A 21,967-nucleotide genomic window follows, 5' to 3' on the forward strand; every position below is an offset into this window, starting at 1 on the left:
ACGGCAGGCTGATCAGCATGACCGCTCCCAGCCCCGCCGCCGACCGGACCGGCGCCACCGACCGACACGACGGCACGCACGGCACGCTCGGCACGCACGGCACCGACCGGCTGCCTCCGCCCCGGCCGGCCTACGACGCGCACACCTGGAAGGAGATCGCCCATCTCCTGCTGAACCTGCCGGTGGCGGTGTTCGGATTCACGTACGCGTTCACCGTGCTGGCGGTCGGCGGCACCCTCACCCTCACCGTGATCGGTCTGCCGCTGCTCGCGCTGTGCCTGCTGGGCGCCCGGCAGCTGGGGAAGCTGGAACGGTCCCGGGCCCGGACCCTGCTCGGGGTACGGGTGGAGGAGCCGACGCCGCTGCCGCTCGCCAAGGGCGGGGGCCCGGTGCAGCGGCTGTGGATGGCGCTGAAGGACCCGGTGGGCTGGCGGACGCTGCTGTACGAGGCCGTCCGCCTTCCCTGGGGCATCCTCACCTTCTGCACCGTGCTGACCTCGCTGTTCGTGCTGTGGCCGGTGCTGCCGTATCTGGTCCGGGGGCTGGCGAACCTGGACCGGATGATGGTGCGCGGGCTGCTGTCGCCCTCGGACGAGCTGGAGCGCCGGATCGCCGAACTGGAGTCCGACCGCGGGATCGTGGTCGACACGGCCGCCGCCGACCTGCGGCGCATCGAGCGGGACCTGCACGACGGTGCCCAGGCGCGGCTGGTCAACCTGGCCATGGGGCTCGGCCTGGCCAAGGAGAAGCTGCTGGAGGACCCCGACACCGCGGCGGCCATGGTGGAGGAGGCGCACGGCGAGGTGAAGCTGGCTCTCCAGGAGCTGCGCGACCTGGCCCGGGGCATCCATCCGGCCGTGCTCACGGACCGCGGCCTGGACGCGGCCCTGTCGGCCGTCGCCTCGCGCTGCACGGTGCCGGTGACGGTGGCCGTGGACCTGCCGGCCCGGCCGGCGGCGGCCATCGAGGGCATCGCCTACTTCACCGTCTCCGAGCTGCTCCAGAACGTCAGCAAGCACAGCGGGGCCCGGACCGCTTCGGTCGACGTGTGGCGTACGGAGCACCGGCTGCTCCTCCAGGTCCGGGACGACGGCCGGGGCGGCGCCCGGCTGGACGGCGGCAGCGGCATGCGGGGCCTGGCGGAGCGGCTGGGCGCGGTGGACGGCCTGTTCGTGGTCCACTCCCCGGCCGGCGGCCCGACGGTGGTCACCGCGGAACTGCCCTGGCGGGACCGGCAGGAGTAGCCGCACGCGGCCCACCACGCACGCATGGGACCCATCTCTCCCCCGCGCGCGTGGGAGGGACATGTGGAGACGTGATTCACCCGTACGCGCGCGTGCGCGCACAGCACGGACGGATCACAGGCACACGCGCGCGTAGGGCACCACCACAACGCCCCACGGCACCCCGCGCAGCGCCGAGGTGGGGAAAACCCCCCGCTCAAGACGCCGACGGCCTCCATGGCCCGGGAGGCGTGCTCGGACGACTCTGGAGTCACGGCTGAACCGCCGCTCGGACGAGGAGAACGGGACGACATCGATGGCCATGGAGTACGGACACGGGTACGGACCCGGGCACGGGCACACGGCCGGGACCGGCTACCGGCTGCCCGCCGCGCTGCGGGCGCCGTTCGCGGCGCGCAGCTGGCGCGAGTTCGCCTATGTGCTGCTGAGCCTGCCGGTCTCCGTCGTGCTGTTCACCTGGACGGTGACGATGGTCGCGCTCGGCGCGGGCCTGCTGGTGACCTTCCTCGGCATCCCGGTGCTGGCGGCGGCGCTGGCCGGCTGCCGGGGCTTCGGCGTGCTGGAGCGGGCGCGGGCGCGCGGGCTGCTCGGTCTGGAGGTGGCCGGCCCGGAGCCGCTGCGGGTGCGCAAGCCGGGTGCATTGGCCTGGATGGGCGCGGTACTCAAGAGCGGCACCTCCTGGCGGCACGCGCTGTACGCGCTGGTGCAGTTCCCGTGGGCGGTGTTCTCGTTCTCGGTGGCGGTGAGCTTCTGGACCTGCGGCTGGGTGCTGCTGAGCTATCCGCTGTGGTTCTGGGTGTTTCCGGCGTACGCGGGCCAGGGCGGTCTCCAGTTGTACGGCGACGCCCACCACAGCGTCTTCCTCGACAACCCCTTCGAGATCACCGTGACCGCCCTGATCGGACTGGTGTTCACGCTGGTCACGCCGTGGCTCGTCCGGGCCCTGACGACCGTGGACGGGCTGCTGGTGCGCGGGCTGCTCGGGCCGTCGCCGCTGTCGGCGCGGGTGGTGGAGCTGGAGTCGGACCGGGGAGCCGTGGTCGACACCGCCGCCGCCGACCTGCGGCGCATCGAGCGGGACCTGCACGACGGTGCCCAGGCGCGGCTGGTGGGACTGGCGATGGACCTGGGGCTGGCGAAGGAGAAGCTGCGGGAGGACCCGCGATCGGCGGCGCGGATGGTGGAGGAGGCGCACGGCGAGGTGAAGACGGCCCTCCAGGAGCTGCGCGACCTGGCCCGGGGCATCCATCCGGCCGTGCTGACCGACCGCGGCCTGGACGCGGCCCTGTCCGCCGTCGCCTCCCGCTGCACGGTGCCGGTGACGGTGGACGTCGACCTGCCGGCCCGGCCGGCGGCGGCCATCGAGGGCATCGCCTACTTCACCGTCTCCGAGCTGCTCCAGAACATCAGCAAGCACAGCCGGGCGCGCTCCGCCTCGGTGGACGTCTGGCGCGCGGAGGACCGGCTGATGCTCCAGGTGACCGACGACGGCGTGGGCGGCGCCGACGCCTCCCGAGGCTCCGGCCTGGCCGGCCTGGCCAGCCGCCTGGACGCGGTGGACGGCGTCCTCATAGTGGACTCCCCCGCCGGCGGTCCCACCCGGGTGATCGCGGAACTTCCCTGGCGCTCCTGACGGGCGGCCGGCGCCGGCCGCCCGGTATTCCTCCCGGTACGGCGGCGGTCCGGCGCGAATCCTGGAATGCTGGTCCTTCGTAGGACGTCACGAACGCGCCGCACGGACCATGCGCGTCACGGACGACGGGGACACCGCGGACGCACGCACGAGCGGGCGCGTCACGACGGGCACGTCACAGACGCGCACGTCGCGGACGCACGCAGGGGCGGCGTGCCGCGGATCGGGCCGTGGGGAGCCGAAGGATCGTGGAGGACAGGGTGCGGGTGGTCATCGCCGAGGACTCGGTGCTGCTCAGAGAGGGCCTGACCCGGTTGTTGACCGACCGCGGGCACGACGTCGTGGCCGGCGTCGGCGACGCGGACGCGCTGGTGAAGACCATCTCGGAGCTGGCGGACCGGGGCGAGCTGCCCGACGTGGTCGTGGCCGACGTACGGATGCCGCCGACACACACGGACGAAGGCGTCCGGGCGGCCGTACTGCTGCGCGGGCGGCACCCGGGACTCGGGGTGCTCGTGCTGTCGCAGTACGTGGAGGAGCGCTACGCCACCGAGCTGCTGGCCGGTTCGAGCCGGGGCGTGGGCTATCTGCTCAAGGACCGGGTCGCGGACGTACGGGAGTTCGTGGACGCGGTGGTGCGGGTGGCCGAGGGCGGTACGGCGCTGGACCCGGAGGTGGTCGCGCAGCTGCTCGGCCGCAGCCGCAAGCAGGACGTGCTGGCGGGGCTGACCCCGCGCGAGCGCGAGGTGCTCGGGCTGATGGCGGAGGGGCGGACGAACTCGGCCATCGCCCGGCAGCTGGTGGTGAGCGACGGTGCCGTGGAAAAGCACGTCAGCAACATCTTCCTGAAGCTCGGCCTGGCCCCGAGCGAGGGGGACCACCGGCGAGTTCTGGCCGTTCTCACCTACCTGAACTCTTAGCCGGACGACCCGGTTCAGGCGCGGGGCCGGCGCCGCGCCGGCCCCTCCGGCTTCCGCGCACCGCGGGCCCCGGAGGAGAGGGCCGGAGCGCCTTTATCGAGGCTTAGGCGCCACGGGACATGATGTGAAGTCAGCGCGACAGGCCATCTCGAAATTCATCCAATCCACGGATGACCTCGGGAAGGCGACCCTAACCGACGTAGGGTTGATCCTGGGATGGTCCGTGGGACGACCACTCCCCGGACAGCCGCCTCGAAGGAGGTCCAGTTCAGTGACCAGCCAGGTCAGCAGCCCAGCGGAGCAGACCGACGGATCGGTCGTGGGAGAGCAGCGCAAACCAGGCGGCACGAAAGACGTGCGGCGCCTGGACCGGGTGATCATCCGGTTCGCGGGGGACTCGGGTGACGGAATGCAGCTCACCGGTGACCGGTTCACCTCGGAGACCGCTTCCTTCGGCAACGACCTCTCCACCCTCCCCAATTTCCCCGCCGAGATCCGTGCTCCCGCCGGCACCCTGCCGGGTGTCTCGTCGTTCCAGCTCCACTTCGCCGACCACGACATCCTCACCCCGGGAGACGCGCCGAACGTCCTGGTCGCGATGAACCCGGCCGCTCTGAAGGCCAATCTCGGCGACCTCCCGCGCGGGGCCGAGATCATCGTCAACACCGACGAGTTCACCAAGCGCGCCCTGCAGAAGGTCGGCTACGCCAGTGATCCGCTGGAGGACGGCTCCCTCGACGGCTACAACCTCCACCCGGTGCCGCTGACGACGCTCACCGTCGAGGCGCTGAAGGAGTTCGACCTCTCCCGCAAGGAGGCCGAGCGCAGCAAGAACATGTTCGCGCTGGGCCTGCTGAGCTGGATGTACCACCGGCCCACCGAGGGCACCGAGAAGTTCCTGAAGTCGAAGTTCGCGAAGAAGCCGGACATCGCCGCCGCCAACATCGCCGCGTTCCGCGCGGGCTGGAACTTCGGCGAGACGACCGAGGACTTCGCGGTCTCCTACGAGGTCGCCCCCGCCGCCAAGGCCTTCCCGGTCGGCACCTACCGGAACATCTCCGGCAACCTCGCCCTGGCCTACGGCCTGATCACGGCGTCCCGGCAGGCGGATCTGCCGCTGTACCTGGGGTCGTACCCGATCACGCCGGCCTCGGACATCCTGCACGAGCTGAGCAAGCACAAGAACTTCGGCGTCCGCACCTTCCAGGCCGAGGACGAGATCGCGGGCATCGGCGCGGCGCTGGGCGCGGCGTTCGGCGGCTCGCTGGCGGTGACGACGACCTCGGGGCCGGGTGTGGCGCTGAAGTCGGAGACGATCGGTCTCGCTGTCTCGCTGGAGCTGCCCCTGCTGGTGGTGGACATCCAGCGCGGCGGCCCGTCGACGGGTCTGCCGACCAAGACCGAGCAGGCCGACCTGCTCCAGGCGATGTACGGCCGCAACGGCGAGGCGCCGGTGCCGGTGGTCGCTCCGAGGACCCCGGCGGACTGCTTCGACGCCGCGCTGGAGGCGGCCCGGATCGCGCTGACGTACCGCACGCCGGTGATGCTGCTGTCGGACGGCTATCTGGCCAACGGGTCCGAGCCTTGGCGCATCCCCGACCTGGACGAGCTGCCCGACCTGCGGGTGCAGTTCGCCTCCGGTCCGAACCACACGCTGGAGGACGGCACCGAGGTCTTCTGGCCGTACAAGCGGGACCCGCAGACCCTGGCCCGGCCGTGGGCGATCCCGGGCACCCCGGGCCTGGAGCACCGCATCGGCGGCATCGAGAAGCAGGACGGCACGGGCAACATCTCCTACGACCCGGCCAACCACGACTTCATGGTCCGCACCCGCCAGGCCAAGATCGACGGCATCGACGTACCGGACGTCGAGGTGGACGACCCGCACGGCGCCCGGACCCTGGTCCTCGGCTGGGGCTCCACCTACGGTCCGATCACGGCGGCGGTACGGCGGCTGCGCGCGGCCGGCGAGTCCATCGCCCAGGTCCATCTGCGCCACCTCAACCCCTTCCCGCGCAACCTCGGCACGGTCCTGAAGAGCTACGACAAGGTCGTGATCCCCGAGATGAACCTCGGGCAGCTCGCCACTCTGATCCGGGCGAAGTACCTGGTCGACGCCCACTCCTACAACCAGGTCAACGGCATGCCGTTCAAGGCGGAACAGCTCGCCGCGGCGCTGAAGGAGGCCATCGATGACTGACGCCACCCACGGGCTGCTCCAGCTGGTCCCCAAGGCCGAGGCCAAGCAGTCGATGAAGGACTTCAAGTCGGACCAGGAGGTGCGCTGGTGCCCGGGCTGCGGTGACTACGCGATCCTCGCGGCCGTACAGGGCTTCATGCCGGAGCTGGGTCTCGCGCGCGAGAACATCGTCTTCGTCTCCGGCATCGGCTGCTCCTCCCGCTTCCCGTACTACATGAACACCTACGGGATGCACTCCATCCACGGCCGCGCCCCGGCGATCGCGACCGGTCTCGCCTCCTCCCGCCGCGACCTGAGCGTGTGGGTGGTCACCGGCGACGGCGACGCGCTGTCGATCGGCGGCAACCACCTCATCCACGCCCTGCGCCGCAACGTCAACCTGAAGATCCTGCTGTTCAACAACCGGATCTACGGCCTGACCAAGGGCCAGTACTCCCCGACCTCCGAGGTCGGCAAGATCACCAAGTCGACGCCGATGGGTTCGCTGGACGCGCCGTTCAACCCGGTGTCGCTGGCGATCGGCGCGGAGGCGTCCTTCGTGGCCCGCACGATCGACTCCGACCGCAAGCACCTGACCGAGGTGCTGCGCGCCGCCGCCGACCACCCGGGCACGGCCCTGATCGAGATCTACCAGAACTGCAACATCTTCAACGACGGCGCCTTCGACTCCCTGAAGGACAAGCAGCAGGCTGAGGAGGCGCTGATCCGGCTGGAGCACGGGCAGCCGATCCGCTTCGGTGCCGGCGGGGCGAGAGGCGTCGTACGCGACCGGCAGACCGGTGACCTGAAGGTGGTGACGGTGACCCCGGAGAACGAGGCCGACGTGCTGGTGCACGACGCCGGTGCCGCGTCGCCCACCACCGCCTTCGCCCTGTCCCGGCTGGCCGACCCGGACACCTTGCACCACACCCCGATCGGGGTGTTCCGCTCCGTCGAGCGGCCGGTCTACGACGTCCAGATGGCCGACCAGCTCGACACGGCGGTCGTGCAGCACGGCAAGGGCGACCTGGCCGCGCTGCTGGCCGGCGGCGACACCTGGACGGTCGTCGGCTGATTCCGTTGATGATTCACGAGGCCCGGGACTGGATTTCCCGGGCCTCGTCGTATGCCCGGCGGGCCCGCTCCACCTCGTCCATGCGGTCGTGCGTCCACCGGGTGAGGACCCGGACCTGCTCCGCCGCCTCACGGCCGAGCGCGGTGAGCGAGTAGTCGACGCGGGGCGGGATGACCGGCTTGGCGTCCCGGTGGACCAGGCCGTCGCGCTCCAGCGTCTGAAGGGTCTGGGTGAGCATCTTCTCGCTGACGCCCCGGCCGCCGTAGCCGCTGATCGCCCGGCGCAGCTCGCTGAACCGGTACGGCCGCTCGAGCAGTTCCACGAGGACGAGGACGCCCCAGCGGCTGGTGACGTGTTCCAGCACGAGGCGGTAGGGGCAGAGCGCCTCGGCTTCCGCCGCCGTTTTTCCACTTACCGACATACCAGTACCTTACTTCAAAGTGGGTACTTTCGTTTGGTTAGTGCAGCTCCTAGGGTGAGTGACATACCCACCGGACAAGGAGTTGCGAACCATGAGCATCGTCGTCACCGGAGCCACCGGACACCTCGGCCGTCACGTCGTCGAGCAGCTGCTGGAGAAGATCCCGGCCGCGCAGGTCACCGCCGTCGTGCGCAACGAGGCGAGGGCCGCCGGCCTCGCCGCCTGCGGAGTGCGGCTGGCCGTCGCCGACTACAACGCGCCCGAGACCTTCGACGGCCTGTTCGCCGCCGGTGACAAGGTCCTGCTGATCTCCGGCAACGAGTTCGACAGGGGCCGGGTGCGGCAGCACAAGGTCGTCATCGACGCGGCCGAGGCGGCCGGCGTGGCCCTGCTCGCCTACACCAGCGCCCCGGCCACCCTGACGGCCGCCCTGGCCGACGACCACCGGGCCACCGAGGAGGTGCTGCTCGCCTCCGGTCTGCCGTACAGCCTGCTGCGCAACGGCTGGTACCACGAGAACTACACCGAGAACCTGGCGCCGGTGCTGGAGCACGGCGCGGTCGTCCAGGCCGCCGGTAACGGCCGGGTCTCCTCAGCCTCCCGCGCCGACTACGCGGCCGCCGCGGTCGCGGTGCTGACCGGCGAGGGGCACGAGAACACGACGTACGAGCTGGGCGGCGACGAGGCGTGGAGCTTCGCCGAGTACGCGGCCGAGCTGAGCCGGCAGACCGGTGAGGAGATCGTCTACACCCCGGTCTCGGTGGAGACGTACACCGGCATCCTGACCGGCGCCGGGCTGCCCGCGCCGCTGGCCGGGATCCTCGCCGGTACGGAGGCCTCGATCGAGAAGGGCGAGCTGGTCGTCTCCTCCGGCGACCTGTCCCGGCTGATCGGCCGCCCGGCCACGCCGCTGGCGGAGGCCGTCAGCGCCGCGCTCAAGGGCTGAAGCCCGGCCGCTCACGCCCGCGGTCGCCGAAGCGCAGCGCTTACGCCCCCGGCCGCCGCTTTACGCCCCCCGGCCGCTGAAACCCGGCGGTCAAGGGCGGAAGGCCGGGGCGGCCGGCCTCGGGATGCGGGTGCGCGCCGGGCTGTCATGACCGTATGCCGGTACGAACATGACAGCCACCGGCACCCGGCGCTACCTTCGTTCTCACGCATGCACACCGGATGCGCGGGCGAGAAGGAGGAGCCGTGGCCGGAACGTCCAGCAATGAGCACCGCATAGGTCTGCTGAACGGCTTCGCCGCCTACGGGATGTGGGGGCTGGTCCCCCTCTTCTGGCCCCTGCTCAAACCGGCCGGTGCCGTGGAGATCCTGGCCCACCGCATGGTGTGGTCCCTGGTGTTCGTCGGCGTGGCGCTGCTCTTCGTGCGCCGCTGGGCCTGGGCCGGCGAGCTGCTGCGCCAGCCGCGGCGGCTCGGCCTGGTCGCCGTGGCGGCCGGTGTCATCACCGTGAACTGGGGCGTCTACATCTGGGCGGTGAACGCCGGGCACGTCGTCGAGGCCTCGCTCGGCTACTTCATCAATCCGCTGGTCACCATCGCGATGGGCGTACTCCTCCTCAAGGAGCGGCTGCGGCGCGTGCAGTGGGCGGCGGTCGGAATCGGCCTCGCCGCCGTCGTCGTCCTGACCCTCGGCTACGGCCGCCCGCCGTGGATCTCGCTCTGCCTGGCCTTCTCCTTCGCCACCTACGGGCTGGTCAAGAAGAAGGTCGACCTCGGCGGTGTCGAGTCGCTGGCCGCCGAGACCGCGATCCAGTTCCTGCCGGCACTCGGCTATCTGGCGTGGCTGATCGCGCACGGCGACGCCAGCTTCGTGAACGACGGCACCGGTCATGCCGCCCTGCTCGCCTCCACCGGCATCGTCACCGCCCTCCCCTTGGTCTGCTTCGGCGCGGCGGCGATCCGCGTGCCCCTTTCCACGCTGGGCCTGCTCCAGTACATGGCCCCGCTCTTCCAGTTCATGCTCGGTGTCGTGTACTTCCACGAGGCCATGCCGGCCGAGCGGTGGGCCGGGTTCGCGCTGGTCTGGCTGGCGCTGCTCCTGCTCACGGGCGACGCGCTGCGCTCCGCGCGACGGCCGGAACGGCTCACCGTGCCGGCGGCCCGCGCCGTCGAGACTCCCGCCTCGGCTCCGGCGGACGCCTGACCCTCACGGAACCGCCGCGTCCGCCGACCGGCGCGGCTATAAGTGGTGGTCATGACCACACCGTCCCCCGCGCCGCTGCACTGGAAGCTCGTCATCGACGCGGCCGACCCGCACGCCCAGGCCGACTTCTGGGCCGCCGCTCTGCACTACACGGCCGAGGACAACAGCGCCCTCGTGGAACGACTGCTGTCCTTCGGCGCGCTGCCCGGGGAGGCCACCGTCGAGTACCACGGGCGGGCCGCCTTCCGTGACCTGATCGCCGTACGGCACCCCGACGACCCGTACGACCCGGACACCGGCACCGGGCTCGGGCGGCGGCTGCTGTTCCAGCGGGTGCCGGAGCCGAAGACCGGGAAGAACCGGCTCCATCTCGACCTCCATCCCGGCCCGGACCGGCGCGACGACGAGGTGACACGGCTTCAGGCGCTGGGCGCCCGGGTCCTGCGGGAGGTGGACGAACCCGCGGGACAGTGGGTGCTGATGGCGGATCCGGAGGGCAACGAGTTCTGCGTGCAGTAGGCGTGCGGCGGTCGTCGCGGCCCGGCGGTGCTACGGCTGGGCGGCGCGGGCCGCGCGGTCGGTGAGGCGGACCATGCGGGCGCGGGCGGACTCCAGCGGGCGCGGATCCTCGGCGGCGGGTCCCGGCTCGGCGGTGAGTTCCGTCCACAGCTCGATCAGGTCGCGGCCCAGGCGCAGCCCCTCCTCGGGGTCGCGCACCGCACGCCAGGCGGTCGCCGCGCTCTGTACGTTGCCGTAGGCGGCCTCCCCGTCCCGGGCCTGGCGGCGCAGCCGGGCGAGGTCCAGGGAGAGCTCGAAGGCGCGCACCGGGTCGCCCGCCAAGTAGGCGATGTAGGCGCACAGTTCGCGCAGGTGCAGCACCTCGGCGTGGCGCGGGCCGAGCACGGCGGTCGCCTCGGCGAGCGTACGGTCGGCGAGTTCCGCCGCCGCGTCGATACGGCCCGCCCGTACGGCCTCGTTGATCCGGCTCATCGGCTCGGTGAGCAGTTCCGCACCCTCGGCGGTCTCGGTCAGCGGCCCGTCACCGAGCACCTCCTCGGCGACCGCGTCGAACCCACGGGCCGGGGTATGAGTGGCACCGGGCGCCTCCGACGGTACGGCGGTGAGCGGGGCGTAGATGTCCGGAGCGTGGGTGTCCGAAGCACGGGCGTCCGGAGCGTGGGTGTCCGAAGCACGGGCGTCCGAAGCGCGGGCGTCCGCGGCCGGGCCGGCGGGGTGCTGGGTGTCCGTGGTGTGCGCGTCCTCCACGGGCGCGTCGATCGCGGGTGTGGCGCTCTCGGGCGCGTCGATCGTGGACGTGCCCGTCGTGGCCGCCCTCGCGCGCGTGTCCGTCGCCGCCACCCTCGAAGCCGCGCCCATCATGGGCGCCGGGCCGAACTGCCCGGTCGGGGCCTGCGCGGTCCCCGGCGTCGCGGCGACCGGCCACGGTGCCGGCTTGGTCACGCGTACCGCCGCCCCCGTCACCCGGCTGGAGCCGTCCGCGGAGACCTCCAGGGGAACGACGCAGCCCGCGCGGTCGTCGTGGATGGTGGCCCGTATGGGGGTGCCGACGCTGATGGCGAGGCGCTGGAGATGGTTCAGCACGGCCTGCTGGATCTCCTCGCCCGGTGCCGCCACGACCTGCGTCCCGCCCACCGACGCACCGCCCGTGCCGAACACCCGGACGGACACCGCCGCCGGATGCCCGACGGGCTGCTGCGCCCGCTTCTTCTCGAAGCTGAGTCCGGCCATCGGTGTTCCTCACTCCCCCGGCGTCGCGATCCGGTCGTACGCGTCCTGCCCACCAGTGTGTCGGCTCCCTCCGGATTCCACGTCACCGCGACGTCACAGCCTCGCACCAGCCACGCCCTGGTAAATCTTGCTTGCATGTGCATAAAATGCACGCGCCTTTATTCGCGGTACGTGACACACCTGGGGGACCCATGAGCCGCCGCTTCCTTTTCGTCCTGGGCAGCGCCCGTGACGCGGGCAACACCGAGCTGCTGGCCCGCGAGGCCGCCGCCCAGCTGCCCGCCGACGTCGAACAGCGCTGGATCCGCCTCGCCGACCACCCGCTGCCCGACTTCGCGGACCTGCGGCACGACAGCGACCACGCCCGGCCGTCCTCGGACACCCCGGCCGGCCTGCTGCTGGACGCCACGCTCGCGGCGACGGACGTCGTGATCGCCTCGCCGCTGTACTGGTACTCGGTGTCCAGCCTCACCAAGCGCTACCTGGACTACTGGTCGGCCTGGCTGCGCACCCCGGGCGTCGACTTCAAGGCGACGATGGCCGGCCGCACCCTCTGGGGCATCGCCGCGCTGGCCGACGACGAGCCGTCGGTCGCCGACCCGTACGTCGGCACGCTCAACAACTCGGCCGCCTACCTGAAGATGCGCTTCGGCGGAGTCCTGCTCGGCAACGGCAGCGCACCCGGTGACGTACGGAAGGACACCACTGCGCTGGCGCACGCCAAGACGTTCTTCGCGCAGGACGCGCCCCTCGCGCGCTTCCCGTACGAGACCGACGGCGTCCGGACCGGCGTACAGGGCTAGGCGCTGATGTCCTTCGCCGTGAACCGCGCCCAGGCCGCCGAGCCGAACACGGCCGCGTACAAGGCCTGGAGACCGAGGTTCTTCACCAGGTCGTCCCAGTAGACGGGGTCGCGCATCAGGTCGGCGAAGGACAGCCAGTAGTGCGAGAACACGTACGGCTGCACCGCGTGCAGCTGGGGTATCTGGTCGACTATCTGCACGGTGATGAGCAGGCCGACCGTGGTCGCCATCGCCGCGACACCGCTGTTGGTGAGGGTCGACACGAACAGGCCGAGGGCCGCGACGCCGACCAGTGAGGCCGCGACGACCAGGGCGATCAGCAGGGCGCGGCCGAGTCCCTCGGCGAAGCTGATCCGGGTGCCGGAGATCGTCGTCAGCTCACCCAGCGGGAAGAGCAGCGCGCCGACGATCAGCGCGGAGGTGGCGACGACCAGGGTGGCCAGCACACAGAAGGCCATCACGGTCGTGTACTTGGTGAGCAGCAGCCGGGTGCGGCCGGCCGGGGCGACCAGCAGATAGCGCAGGGTGCCCGTGCCCGCCTCCCCGGCTATCGCATCGCCCGCGACGACGCCGACGGCCATCGGCAGGAAGAACGGCAGGGTCGCGGCCAGTGCGGTGAACACCAGGAACAGACCGTTGTTGGTGATCTGGGTGATGAACGCCGGGCCCTCGCCGTTCCCCCCGCCCACCGGCGCGCCGCCCCGCGTCTCGATCTTCACCGCGATGCCGACCAGCACCGGCACCGCGGCCAGCACACCGAGCAGGGCGAGCGTGCGCCAGCGGCGGACGGTGGTGACCAGCTCGCTGCGCAGCAGCCCGAGGGCCCACAGGGGGCTGGGCCGGCGCACCGCGCCCTCGGGGAGCACGTCAGCCCGCGACATCGAAGCCCTCCCCGGTCAGCGCCACGAACGCGTCCTCCAGGGAGGCCCGTTCGAGAGTGAGTCCGCGGACGCGGACGCCCGCGGTGACCAGGGCCGCGGTCACCTCGGCGAGGTCCCTCTCGGGCGGTTCGCCGGTGACCCGGTCGCCGTCGGCGGTCACATCGCCGACGCCCAGTTCCTTCAGCACCCGGGCCGCCTCGGCCGTGTCCGGGGTGGTCACCACCAGCCGGCCGCGCGCCCCGGCCGCCAGGTCGGCCACCGCGCCCTGGGTGACGAGCCGGCCCTGCGCCATGACCGCCGCGTGCGTGCACACCTGCTCGATCTCGTCGAGCAGGTGGGAGGAGAGGAAGACGGTCGTACCGTCGGCGGCCAGCTCCCTGATCAGGGAGCGGATCTCCCGCATGCCCTGCGGGTCGAGGCCGTTGGTGGGCTCGTCCAGGACGAGCAGTCTGCGCGGCTGGAGCAGCGCGGCGGCCAGCCCCAGGCGCTGTTTCATGCCGAGCGAGTACGCCTTCGCCTTCTTGCCCGCGGCGGCCGCGAGGCCGACCCGGTCCAGGGCCGCGGCCACGCGGGCGCGCCGGGTGCGCGGGTCGGCGGTCGGGTCGGCGGCGTCGTAGCGGAGCAGGTTGTCGCGTCCCGAGAGGAAGCCGTACAGGGCGGGGCCCTCGATGAGCGCGCCGACCTGCGGAAGGACCGTACGGGCCGCCCGCGGCATGAGCCGGCCCAGCACCCGGACCGTGCCCGCGGTCGGCTCGATCAGGCCCATCAGCATGCGAATGGTGGTGGTCTTGCCGGAGCCGTTCGGACCGAGGAAGCCGAAGACGCTGCCCGCCGGGACGGTCAGGTCGAGTCCGTCCACGGCGAGCTGTCCGCCGCGGTAGCGCTTGGTGAGACCGCGCGTGGCGATCACAACGGCCCGGGCCTCCGCCGGATCGGTCTCCGGCAGGCCGGCGGCCGGCTCGCGCTCCGGCGCGTCACCGGGATCGGGCGCCGGTGCGGCCGCCGAGCCACGCCCCCGCGCGTCTCCGGGCGCACGCTCCGGCGCGTCCCCCGGACCGCGCTCCGCGGCGGACGGTTCGTCCATCGGCTCCCCCTCGGTTCGTGCCCCCGTGAAGGGTCAACGTACGGTCACGGTCCGTAGTGCCCGGAGGGGGTCACTTCCCCGCGTCGGCCGCCTTCACCAGGGTGTCCTTGGTCACCGCGCCGGCGTAGACCTTGCCGTCCTCGGTGATCAGGGCGTTGACCAGGCGGGTGGAGAAGACCGTGCCCTTGCCGAACGTGCCGGAGACCTGGTCGCCGAGCGAGCCGAGGAAGCCGCCGAGGTCACCGCCCGCGGAGCCGGTCGGCAGGCCGCCCTTGGCACCGGTGTCGAAGGCGGCGACGGACGTCCAGCCCTTGCCGAGGACGTTCAGCCCGGTCAGGCCCTCGGTGAAGTCCTCGCCGTGCTTCGGGGCGTGCTCCCGGGCCTGGGCCCCGTCCTTCTCCTCGGTGACCTTCGCGCCCTTGGGCGGGGTGAAGTCGAAGGTGGAGGCGGCCGGTTCGGCGAAGGAGACCTGGGTGAAGCCCGCGTCGAACACGGCGGCGCCGCCGCTCTTCGGGGTCAGCGTGAACTTCAGCGGCAGGCCGGTCTTCGCGTCCACGGCGATGCTGATGGCGCCGATCGTGGTGCCGGACTGCTTGGGCCGGATCAGCAGTTTGTAGGCGTCGCGTCCGGCGACCTGGGCGGTGCCGTCGACGGTGACGGACGTGGTGTCGTCCACCGACTTCAGGGCCTCGTCGGCGAAGTCCTTGGGCGTGGCGGGCGGCTCGGCCGCGCGGTCCTTGCCGGAGCCGGCCGCGGTCGAGTGGTAGACCTCGTTGCTCTTGCTGTCGTAGCCCCAGACGTCCTTGCCGTCGTGGATCATGCTGTACTCGGCGCCGCTCTCCAGCAGCGACAGCTTCTGCCGGTCGGGACCGTCCGCGGCGACGCGCAGGGTGTGCGTGCCGGTGACCAGCTCGGTGAGCTTGGCCTGCGGTTCGGCGGAGGAACCGTCACCGGAGCCCTGGCCCGCCCCCGAGGCAAGGCTGTTCTCCAAGCCGCCGAGGTCGGGCAGGCCGAGGTCGGTGCTTGTCTTCACCGTGCCGGACAGCTGCTGCACGTCCGACTTGGCGATCTTCTCGATGAGCTGCTGTGCGCTGATCTTCGGGAGGTCGGGGTCGCCGGAGTCGGCGAGCGCCGGGACCAGCCCGATCGTGGCCGCCGCCACCCCCACCACCGCGACCGGGACGGCGTACCGGGCGGCTTTGCGCCGGCCGGAGCGCGGGGCTTCGTCCCGCGCGGCGTCCACTGCGTCGTCGGATTCGTACGGTGCCATGTGTGCCTTACCTCCGTCGTCGGCGGCGGCTGTCCTCACGCTGGTCCACCTGAGCCGCCATTCTCACCCGAATCGGTGAGGAGTGGTGATTTCTGTGGTTTCCATCTGACCAAATCGGCCGTGAGGAAGCGTCAGACCTCGGAGCCAACTCCGTGTACGCCTGCGGTATGACACACGAGGGCGGCTTCTCCCCCCGACCCGTAGGGGTCGTACCGGAAGGCGCCGCCGTACGGGGGTGCGGCCGGGTCAGCCGGCGCGGTGCACCACCGCGTCGCACAGCTCAAGCAGGGCCGCCTTGGCGTCGCACTCGGGCAGCGGGGCCAGCGCGGACCGCGCCTCCTCCACGTACCGGACGGTGTCCCGGCGGGCCTGCTCCAGCGCGGGGTGGGCGCGCAGCGCGGTCAGCGCCTCGGCGTGCCGGGCGTCGTCGCTGAGGTCGGAGTCCAGCAGCTCGCACAGCGCGATGTCCTCGGCCAGCCCCAGCCGGGCGGCCCGCTCGCGCAGCCGGAGCACCGGCAGGGTCGCGATGCCCTCGCGCAGGTCGGTGCCCGGGGTCTTGCCGGACTCGTGGGAGTCGGAGGCGATGTCCAGGACGTCGTCGGCGAGCTGGAAGGCGACCCCGAGGCGTTCGCCGTACTGGGTGAGTACGTCGACGACCGTCTCGTCGGCGCCGGACATCATCGCGCCGAACCGGCACGACACCGCCACCAGGGAGCCCGTCTTGCCGCCGAGCACGTCCAGGTAGTGCTCGACCGGGTCACGCCCGTCCGAGGGACCCGCGGTCTCCAGGATCTGGCCGGTGACCAGCCGCTCGAACGCGAGGGCCTGCACCCGGACCGCCTCGGGGCCGAGGTCGGCGAGGATCTGGGAGGCGCGGGCGAAGAGGAAGTCGCCGGTGAGGACCGCGACCGAGTTGCCCCAGCGGGCGTTGGCGCTGTCCACGCCGCGCCGCACGGCGGCCTCGTCCATGACGTCGTCGTGGTACAGCGTGGCCAGGTGGGTCAGCTCCACGACCACGGCCGACGGCACGACACCCGGCGCGTAGGGGTCACCGAACTGGGCCGCCAGCATCACGAGCAGCGGACGGAACCGCTTCCCGCCGGCCCGTACGAGGTGCTGCGCGGCCTCCGTGATGAACGGGACCTCGCTCTTGGTGGCCTCGAGCAAGCCTTCCTCGACAGCCGTCAATCCGGCCTGGACATCGGCTTCCAGAGCCTGGTCCCGCACGCTCAGCCCGAACGGCCCGACGACGGTCACGAGGGGTCTCCTGTCTGCTGGTGTCTGCTGGCGATTACACGGTTTGTCGATAGGTCGCTGCCATCACTCAAGTCAGCGTATCCGGTCCTCTTTCGATCACCGATAGCGCCCACCGGTCCAGCCCGGGCGGTATCAGATCATGACCGGCATGCTTTCGATCGGATGGTAAGAACGGACATTTATCGACTTAACACTAATTCGGGCAGTATGTCCGTGCCCCGCTTTCAACCCTCTCCGTCACCCCCTCACCCTCCACCGACCCCTACGACAACGACGCGCACCGCGTCCGAGGTTCCGCACCACTCCGACTTCAGGATCGAATCCCCCTAATCCCCCATGTCTGATTTGAAGTACTTTGCTATTTCGTGAATTGGGTCACGCACCCACAGGACCCCCTCACCTGCCGGAACCCCTCCTTCCCCTTGCACCGTCGGCGAGTTGAGGGTTGGCAGTCGCAAAGGATCAAGCACCCCATACAGAGTCGATCAAGGCCAAATGGAACGTTGCGCCCATCGGGTACTTGTTCCCGACATGTGCTCTCGCATACGTTCCGGGCCGTCGGGCGGACGCCGAATCCTGCCGCCGCCCGCGTAACCCATCGACGAACTCATTCGTACGGCAGGAGCGGGGGACCCAGGTAAGCCGCCGGGCCGGACGGCACACGCCGACCGGAACGGCTAGGGGTAAAGCCGTGCCTCCTCCAGGGCGCGGCCGGGCACCTCCCCGCCCGAACCCGACAGCTCACCTCGCAGGCGCCGGAGAGGAACTTCCCCATGTCTGCTGCCGCTCAGCCCCGCCGTACCCGCAACAGCCGCCTCGTCCGCACCCTCGCCGTGGCCGGCGTCTCCGTCGCCACCCTCGCCCTGCCGCTCGTCGGCGCGACCGGCGCCTCCGCGGCCACCGGCACCACGACGGCCGCCACCACCCTCGCCGGGTACCCGAACAACCTGGACGGCTGGATCCGCGAGTCGCTCGCGATCATGGCCGAGAAGGGCATCCCGGGCACCTACAACGGCATCTACCGCAACATCATCCGCGAGTCCTCGGGCAACCCGAACGCCATCAACCTGTGGGACTCCAACGCCGCCAAGGGCATCCCGTCCAAGGGCCTGCTCCAGGTCATCGACCCGACGTTCAACGCGTACCACGTCGCCGGAACGTCGTTCAACGTCTACGACCCGGTCGCGAACATCACCGCCGCGTGCAACTACGCGGCCGCGCGGTACGGGTCGATCGACAACGTGTTCGGCGCGTACTGACAGCCGGCGGGCCGGCGCGGAGCACGCCGGCCGACCGGCGGCTACTGATGTGCCGGTCAGTCGGTCGGAAACAGTCTTTCGAGGACGACGGCGATGCCGTCGTCCTCGTTCGACAAGGAGATCTCGTCGGCCACCGCCTTGAGTTCGGGGTGGGCGTTGGCCATGGCGACACCGCGGCCGGCCCAGTCGAACATGGGGATGTCGTTGGGCATGTCACCGAAGGCGAGGGCCCGCTCGGCGGCGATCCCCAGCCGCTCGGCGGCCAGCGCCAGCCCGGTCGCCTTGGTCACCCCGCTCGGCTGGAGCTCCACGGTGCCCGGACCCGACATGGTGACCGTGGCCAGCGAGCCCACCGCCGAGCGCGCCACGGCCGCCAACGCGTCGTCGGACAGGTCGGCGTGCCGCAGCAGCACCTTGCTGATCGGCTCGCACCACAGGTCGTCCCGCCGGCCGACGCGCACCGCGGGCAGCGTCGGATGGGGCATCCGGTAGCCGGGCTCGATGAGCGTGAGCCCGTCCACGCCGTCCTGGTCGACCGCCGCGTAGACCTGCCCCACCTCCGCCTCGATCTTGCCGAGCGCGGTCTCGGCCAGCTCCCGGTCCAGCCGGACCGACCACAGCAGGCGGTCGGCTCCGGCGTCGTAGACCTGGGCGCCCTGCCCGCACACCGCGAGCCCCGTGCAGCCGAGGTCCTCGAGCAGGGGCCGTACCCGCGGGGCCGGGCGGCCCGTCACCACCAGGTGCCGGGCACCGGCCCGCGCCACCCGCGCGAGCGCGGCGAGCGACCGGTCGGAGACGGTGTCGTCGCCGCGCAGCAGCGTCCCGTCCAGGTCGGTGGCGATCAGTGCATATGCGGGGGTGGGTGCCATGATCAGAGAATACGGACACCGAGCCCCGCCGACTCACCTGTCGTTCCACGCACTTACGTGCTGCTCGCCCCCAAGTGGTGGGCACAGACGCCGTGATGGCGGCGCCCGCGGTCCCGGACGGCAGCCGCTCCCCGCAACGGCCGGTGAGCCCGGCGCCCATCCGGTGCGGCCAGGCGCCCGCCCGGTGGGGCGGGCCCGGGTGGAGCGTCTCGGCCGACCCCACCGTGATGCAGCGGGTAGTCACCGAACTTGATGATCAGCCCCGGCCCGTCATGGTCGGCCTCCACGGGCACACTGACGGCGTTTCCGGCCACGGGTCCCCCCACGTGTCCCCCCGCTGGAACGGATCCACCCCGCCCGTGTCCCAAAGGACGCTAAGCCGGAATTACCACCTCCAGCAAGACTTATCCGCGCATTACGGACTCTTCAGACACTGTGCGAGCAACCTTTCGAGCAGGTCGTGAGGCACTGCCCAAGACACGCAGGTCGGCCGTAACGTGTGGCGCGACCACATGGAACCCATCGCCATGCACGGCCCGGATGAGAGTGAGGCAGCACCACATGCCCCCCTTCGACGTCCCCGAGGGTGACCCCTTCGGTCCGCACAACCTTCCCTATGGCGTGTTCTCGCCCCCTGGCAGCACGGAGCGGAGGGTCGGCGTCCGGCTCGGGAACCACGTCCTCGACGCGGGCGCCACGGCCGCGGCGCTCGGCTCGCCCCACCACGCGCTGCTCGCCCGTCCCACCCTCAACCCGCTGCTGGCCGCCGGCCGCACCACCTGGTCGGACGTACGGGGCGCCGTCACGTCCTGGGTCACGGACCCCGCGCACCGCGCGACGGTCGAGCCGCTGTTCCACCCCCTGTCCGAGGTGACCCTGCACCTGCCCTTCGAGGTGGCGGACTACGTCGACTTCTACGCGTCGGAGAACCACGCCCGCAACGTCGGCCAGATCTTCCGCCCGGACGCCGAGGACTCCCTCACCCCCAACTGGAAACATCTTCCGATCGGTTACCACGGCCGCTCCGGCACGGTCGTCGTCTCGGGCACGGACGTCGTCCGGCCGTCCGGGCAGCGCAAGAGCCCGGCCGACCCCGCGCCCGTCTTCGGCCCGTCGATCCGGCTGGACATCGAGGCAGAGGTCGGCTTCGTCGTCGGCGTGCCGTCGGAGCTGGGCAGCCCCGTCACGCTCGGCGACTTCCGGGAGCACGTCTTCGGGCTGTGCCTGCTGAACGACTGGTCCGCGCGTGACGTCCAGGCGTGGGAGTACGTCCCCCTCGGCCCGTTCCTCGGCAAGTCGTTCGCGACGTCGGTGTCGGCGTGGATCACGCCGTTGGAGGCGCTGGAGCACGCGCGCGTGGCGCCGCCGGAGCGCACGCACCCGCTGCTGCCCTACCTGGACGACTCGGCGCCCGGCGTGGAGCCCGGCGGTTACGACCTCCGTATCTCCGTCGCCATCAACGGCCATGTGGTCTCCGAGCCGCCGTTCTCCACCATGTACTGGACCGCCGCCCAGCAGCTCGCCCACATGACGGTCAACGGCGCCTCGCTGCGCACGGGCGACCTGTACGGCTCGGGCACGGTCAGCGGCCCGGACGAGCGCCAGCGCGGCTCCCTGCTGGAGCTGACCTGGAACGGCCGCGACCCCCTCGAACTCCCGGACGGCAAGCGGACCTTCCTGGAGGACGGGGACGTGGTGACGCTGTCGGCCTGGGCGCCCGGCGCGGACGGCCGCCGGGTGGGACTGGGCGAGGTCAGCGGGCGCGTCGTGGCGGGATGAGACGCGACACCGCCCGACGGCTCGTAACAGGCGGTTGACACGGTCCACCGTGGACGTCTTCTTGTGCCCGCCGCTTGACACAAGCGGCGGGCACGGAAGCGTGCCTGTACCGGGTTGGTTCGTCATGAGTGACCGCCGGCATCCCGGCGGGCGCCGTACCGACCCCGCGGGACCGCGGCACCGTCCGCACGGCCCCCTCCGCCCCGCGCCGTGTCTCGCGCGTGCGCGGCCCGGCCGGATCGTCGCCGAGACCTGCCTCGCACCGGCCGTCTTCGTCATACTGACAGGGACACGCACCCGCGCGGCAGACAGCCGCGTGACGCGTGCCCGGCACCACCGACACCCGCACGCCTCTCCGACCAGGAACCGGAGCCCCGGCATGACCGTCTGCCTGCTCCTGCTGAGCGCCGTCGCCCTGACGGCCGCCGTCCCGGCACCGCGCGCGCTGACCCGGGCGGCCTGGCCCGAGCGGGAACCCGTGGTCGCGCTGTGGGTGTGGCAGTGCCTGGTCGCCACCGTCCTGCTGTCCTGCCTCACCGCGCTGGTCCTGGGCGCCGCGGCCGTCTTCCACACCGTCCGCGACCGCGTGTTCGCACCGGCGCCGCCCGCCGTCACCGCCGCGTACGACCTGTCCGCCGCGCCGGTGTGGGCCGCCGTGCTCACCGTGCTGCTGGCCTGCGGGGCCGCCTGGACCACGGCGATGCTGGCCCGGGAACTCGTGGAGGCCCGCCGCAGCCGGGGCCAGGCCCGGGCGCACCTGCGGGAACGCGCCCCCGATCTGCCGGCCGGGCTGCCGGCGGCACGCGGGCCGATGCTGGTCCTGGAGGACGAGTACCCGGACGCCTGGTGGATGCCCGGACACCCGCCGCAACTGGTCGTCACCACCGGGGCGCTGCACCGCCTCACCAATCCCCAGCTGGACGCCGTCCTCACCCACGAGCGCGGACACGCCCGCGCTCACCACGACTGGCTGCTGCACCTGTCGACCGCGCTGGCCACCGGCTTCCCGCGAGTGCCGCTCTTCGCCTACTTCTGCGACCAGACGCACCGCCTGGTGGAACTGGCCGCCGACGACACGGCGTCCCGCCGCTGCGGGCACCTCACCACGGCCCTCGCCCTGATCGAGCTGAACCAGCACCGGGGTGTCCTGTCCTGCGACTCCAGCCGCCGCCTCCTCGGCGAGCGCGTGGACCGCCTCCTGGAACCCCCGCCGCGACTGCTGCGCCGGCACCGGGCGCTGACGACGACCGTGGCCGCGCTGGTGCCGCTGCTGCCGCTTTTGATCACCTTCGCTCCGGGCCTCTCGGCACTGTCCTGACCGTCCCGCCGGGTGGCAGATCTTGCCGCCTAGGGACAAAACCAGCAGCTCAGAGGCTTATCCAGCGAGTCCTCACCT

At 71.7% G+C, this 21,967-nt stretch carries 19 protein-coding genes and 1 riboswitch; of the genes, 12 read left to right on the forward strand and 7 right to left on the reverse strand.

Going from position 1 to position 21,967, the window contains the following annotated elements:
• Positions 1-17 precede the first annotated feature (17 nt).
• The 5 genes from ACZ7DL_RS03125 to ACZ7DL_RS03145 all read left to right on the forward strand — a co-directional run bounded on the left by ACZ7DL_RS03125 (position 18) and on the right by ACZ7DL_RS03145 (position 7,051).
• Positions 18-1,244 (forward strand): sensor histidine kinase, encoded by a 1,227-nt coding sequence (locus tag ACZ7DL_RS03125; RefSeq protein ID WP_470770949.1) that lies wholly within the window; start codon positions 18-20, stop codon positions 1,242-1,244.
• A gap of 295 nt (positions 1,245-1,539) precedes the next feature.
• Positions 1,540-2,877 (forward strand): sensor histidine kinase, encoded by a 1,338-nt coding sequence (locus ACZ7DL_RS03130; protein ID WP_470770952.1) that lies wholly within the window; start codon positions 1,540-1,542, stop codon positions 2,875-2,877.
• 260 nt (positions 2,878-3,137) lie between these two features.
• Positions 3,138-3,797, forward strand: coding sequence for a LuxR C-terminal-related transcriptional regulator (locus ACZ7DL_RS03135; RefSeq protein ID WP_470771201.1), 660 nt, complete (start codon positions 3,138-3,140; stop codon positions 3,795-3,797).
• Between the two features lie 271 nt (positions 3,798-4,068).
• Entirely contained in the window at positions 4,069-5,997 is a 1,929-nt protein-coding gene (locus ACZ7DL_RS03140; protein WP_470770954.1) for a 2-oxoacid:acceptor oxidoreductase subunit alpha, read from the forward strand.
• Positions 5,990-7,051 (forward strand): 2-oxoacid:ferredoxin oxidoreductase subunit beta, encoded by a 1,062-nt coding sequence (locus ACZ7DL_RS03145; RefSeq protein WP_470770956.1) that lies wholly within the window; start codon positions 5,990-5,992, stop codon positions 7,049-7,051. Before ACZ7DL_RS03140 ends, ACZ7DL_RS03145 begins: the two co-directional genes overlap by 8 nt.
• 13 nt (positions 7,052-7,064) lie before the next feature.
• Here ACZ7DL_RS03145 and ACZ7DL_RS03150 read toward each other — a convergent pair whose 3' ends face one another.
• Complete coding sequence (locus tag ACZ7DL_RS03150; protein ID WP_470770959.1) at positions 7,065-7,472, reverse strand: winged helix-turn-helix transcriptional regulator; 408 nt, start codon at positions 7,470-7,472, stop codon at positions 7,065-7,067.
• 91 nt (positions 7,473-7,563) lie between these two features.
• Here ACZ7DL_RS03150 and ACZ7DL_RS03155 point away from each other — a divergent pair, with 91 nt between their 5' ends.
• The 3 genes from ACZ7DL_RS03155 (at position 7,564) to ACZ7DL_RS03165 (ending at position 10,139) form a co-directional block, all read left to right on the forward strand.
• Positions 7,564-8,418, forward strand: a complete 855-nt coding sequence (locus ACZ7DL_RS03155; protein WP_470770961.1) for an SDR family oxidoreductase — start codon at positions 7,564-7,566, stop codon at positions 8,416-8,418.
• Positions 8,419-8,663: 245 nt separating this feature from the next.
• Positions 8,664-9,620 (forward strand): EamA family transporter RarD, encoded by a 957-nt coding sequence (gene rarD / locus ACZ7DL_RS03160; protein WP_470770963.1) that lies wholly within the window; start codon positions 8,664-8,666, stop codon positions 9,618-9,620.
• A gap of 51 nt (positions 9,621-9,671) precedes the next feature.
• Complete coding sequence (locus tag ACZ7DL_RS03165; protein WP_470770965.1) at positions 9,672-10,139, forward strand: VOC family protein; 468 nt, start codon at positions 9,672-9,674, stop codon at positions 10,137-10,139.
• Positions 10,140-10,169: 30 nt separating this feature from the next.
• Here the strand turns inward: ACZ7DL_RS03165 and ACZ7DL_RS03170 are convergent, their stop codons facing one another.
• Complete coding sequence (locus ACZ7DL_RS03170) at positions 10,170-11,369, reverse strand: hypothetical protein (RefSeq protein ID WP_470770966.1); 1,200 nt, start codon at positions 11,367-11,369, stop codon at positions 10,170-10,172.
• 191 nt (positions 11,370-11,560) lie between these two features.
• On the opposite strand from ACZ7DL_RS03170, the gene ACZ7DL_RS03175 reads away from it, so the two are divergent.
• Positions 11,561-12,172: a flavodoxin family protein gene (locus ACZ7DL_RS03175; RefSeq protein ID WP_470770968.1), complete on the forward strand. Its 612-nt coding sequence runs from the start codon at positions 11,561-11,563 to the stop codon at positions 12,170-12,172.
• Here ACZ7DL_RS03175 and ACZ7DL_RS03180 read toward each other — a convergent pair.
• The 4 genes from ACZ7DL_RS03180 to ACZ7DL_RS03195 all read right to left on the reverse strand — a co-directional run bounded on the left by ACZ7DL_RS03180 (position 12,169) and on the right by ACZ7DL_RS03195 (position 16,664).
• Entirely contained in the window at positions 12,169-13,053 is an 885-nt protein-coding gene (locus ACZ7DL_RS03180) for an ABC transporter permease (RefSeq protein ID WP_470770970.1), read from the reverse strand. The genes ACZ7DL_RS03175 and ACZ7DL_RS03180 overlap by 4 nt on opposite strands.
• Entirely contained in the window at positions 13,040-14,137 is a 1,098-nt protein-coding gene (locus tag ACZ7DL_RS03185) for an ABC transporter ATP-binding protein (RefSeq protein WP_470770971.1), read from the reverse strand. The genes ACZ7DL_RS03180 and ACZ7DL_RS03185 overlap by 14 nt, the downstream gene beginning before the upstream one ends.
• A gap of 70 nt (positions 14,138-14,207) precedes the next feature.
• A complete protein-coding gene (locus ACZ7DL_RS03190; protein ID WP_470770973.1) occupies positions 14,208-15,407 on the reverse strand; it encodes a LolA family protein in 1,200 nt (399 codons plus the stop codon).
• 246 nt (positions 15,408-15,653) lie between these two features.
• Entirely contained in the window at positions 15,654-16,664 is a 1,011-nt protein-coding gene (locus ACZ7DL_RS03195; RefSeq protein ID WP_470770975.1) for a polyprenyl synthetase family protein, read from the reverse strand.
• Positions 16,665-17,253: 589 nt separating this feature from the next.
• Positions 17,254-17,434: riboswitch (cyclic di-AMP (ydaO/yuaA leader) on the forward strand.
• Between the two features lie 3 nt (positions 17,435-17,437).
• On the opposite strand from ACZ7DL_RS03195, the gene ACZ7DL_RS03200 reads away from it, so the two are divergent.
• Positions 17,438-17,923 (forward strand): transglycosylase SLT domain-containing protein, encoded by a 486-nt coding sequence (locus ACZ7DL_RS03200; protein ID WP_470770977.1) that lies wholly within the window; start codon positions 17,438-17,440, stop codon positions 17,921-17,923.
• 56 nt (positions 17,924-17,979) lie between these two features.
• Here the strand turns inward: ACZ7DL_RS03200 and ACZ7DL_RS03205 are convergent, their stop codons facing one another.
• Complete coding sequence (locus tag ACZ7DL_RS03205; RefSeq protein ID WP_470770978.1) at positions 17,980-18,792, reverse strand: HAD family hydrolase; 813 nt, start codon at positions 18,790-18,792, stop codon at positions 17,980-17,982.
• A gap of 561 nt (positions 18,793-19,353) precedes the next feature.
• Here ACZ7DL_RS03205 and fahA point away from each other — a divergent pair.
• Positions 19,354-20,571 (forward strand): fumarylacetoacetase, encoded by a 1,218-nt coding sequence (fahA, locus tag ACZ7DL_RS03210; RefSeq protein WP_470770980.1) that lies wholly within the window; start codon positions 19,354-19,356, stop codon positions 20,569-20,571.
• 379 nt (positions 20,572-20,950) lie between these two features.
• Positions 20,951-21,889, forward strand: a complete 939-nt coding sequence (locus ACZ7DL_RS03215) for a M56 family metallopeptidase (protein ID WP_470770982.1) — start codon at positions 20,951-20,953, stop codon at positions 21,887-21,889.
• The last annotated feature ends 78 nt before the right edge of the window (positions 21,890-21,967 follow it).

This window comes from Streptomyces sp. NPDC036984, from assembly GCF_055607665.1.

Bases quoted from the DNA above. Each gene is read 5' to 3' on its own strand.
- ACZ7DL_RS03125 (WP_470770949.1), top strand. From the start codon at position 18: ATGACCGCTCCCAGCCCCGCCGCCGACCGGACCGGCGCCACCGACCGA.
- ACZ7DL_RS03130 (WP_470770952.1), top strand. From the start codon at position 1,540: ATGGCCATGGAGTACGGACACGGGTACGGACCCGGGCACGGGCACACG.
- ACZ7DL_RS03145 (WP_470770956.1), top strand. From the start codon at position 5,990: ATGACTGACGCCACCCACGGGCTGCTCCAGCTGGTCCCCAAGGCCGAG.
- ACZ7DL_RS03150 (WP_470770959.1), bottom strand. From the start codon at position 7,472: ATGTCGGTAAGTGGAAAAACGGCGGCGGAAGCCGAGGCGCTCTGCCCC.
- ACZ7DL_RS03155 (WP_470770961.1), top strand. From the start codon at position 7,564: ATGAGCATCGTCGTCACCGGAGCCACCGGACACCTCGGCCGTCACGTC.
- ACZ7DL_RS03165 (WP_470770965.1), top strand. From the start codon at position 9,672: ATGACCACACCGTCCCCCGCGCCGCTGCACTGGAAGCTCGTCATCGAC.
- ACZ7DL_RS03170 (WP_470770966.1), bottom strand. From the start codon at position 11,369: ATGGCCGGACTCAGCTTCGAGAAGAAGCGGGCGCAGCAGCCCGTCGGG.
- ACZ7DL_RS03175 (WP_470770968.1), top strand. From the start codon at position 11,561: ATGAGCCGCCGCTTCCTTTTCGTCCTGGGCAGCGCCCGTGACGCGGGC.
- ACZ7DL_RS03180 (WP_470770970.1), bottom strand. From the start codon at position 13,053: ATGTCGCGGGCTGACGTGCTCCCCGAGGGCGCGGTGCGCCGGCCCAGC.
- ACZ7DL_RS03185 (WP_470770971.1), bottom strand. From the start codon at position 14,137: ATGGACGAACCGTCCGCCGCGGAGCGCGGTCCGGGGGACGCGCCGGAG.
- ACZ7DL_RS03190 (WP_470770973.1), bottom strand. From the start codon at position 15,407: ATGGCACCGTACGAATCCGACGACGCAGTGGACGCCGCGCGGGACGAA.
- ACZ7DL_RS03200 (WP_470770977.1), top strand. From the start codon at position 17,438: ATGTCTGCTGCCGCTCAGCCCCGCCGTACCCGCAACAGCCGCCTCGTC.
- ACZ7DL_RS03205 (WP_470770978.1), bottom strand. From the start codon at position 18,792: ATGGCACCCACCCCCGCATATGCACTGATCGCCACCGACCTGGACGGG.
- fahA (WP_470770980.1), top strand. From the start codon at position 19,354: ATGCCCCCCTTCGACGTCCCCGAGGGTGACCCCTTCGGTCCGCACAAC.
- ACZ7DL_RS03215 (WP_470770982.1), top strand. From the start codon at position 20,951: ATGACCGTCTGCCTGCTCCTGCTGAGCGCCGTCGCCCTGACGGCCGCC.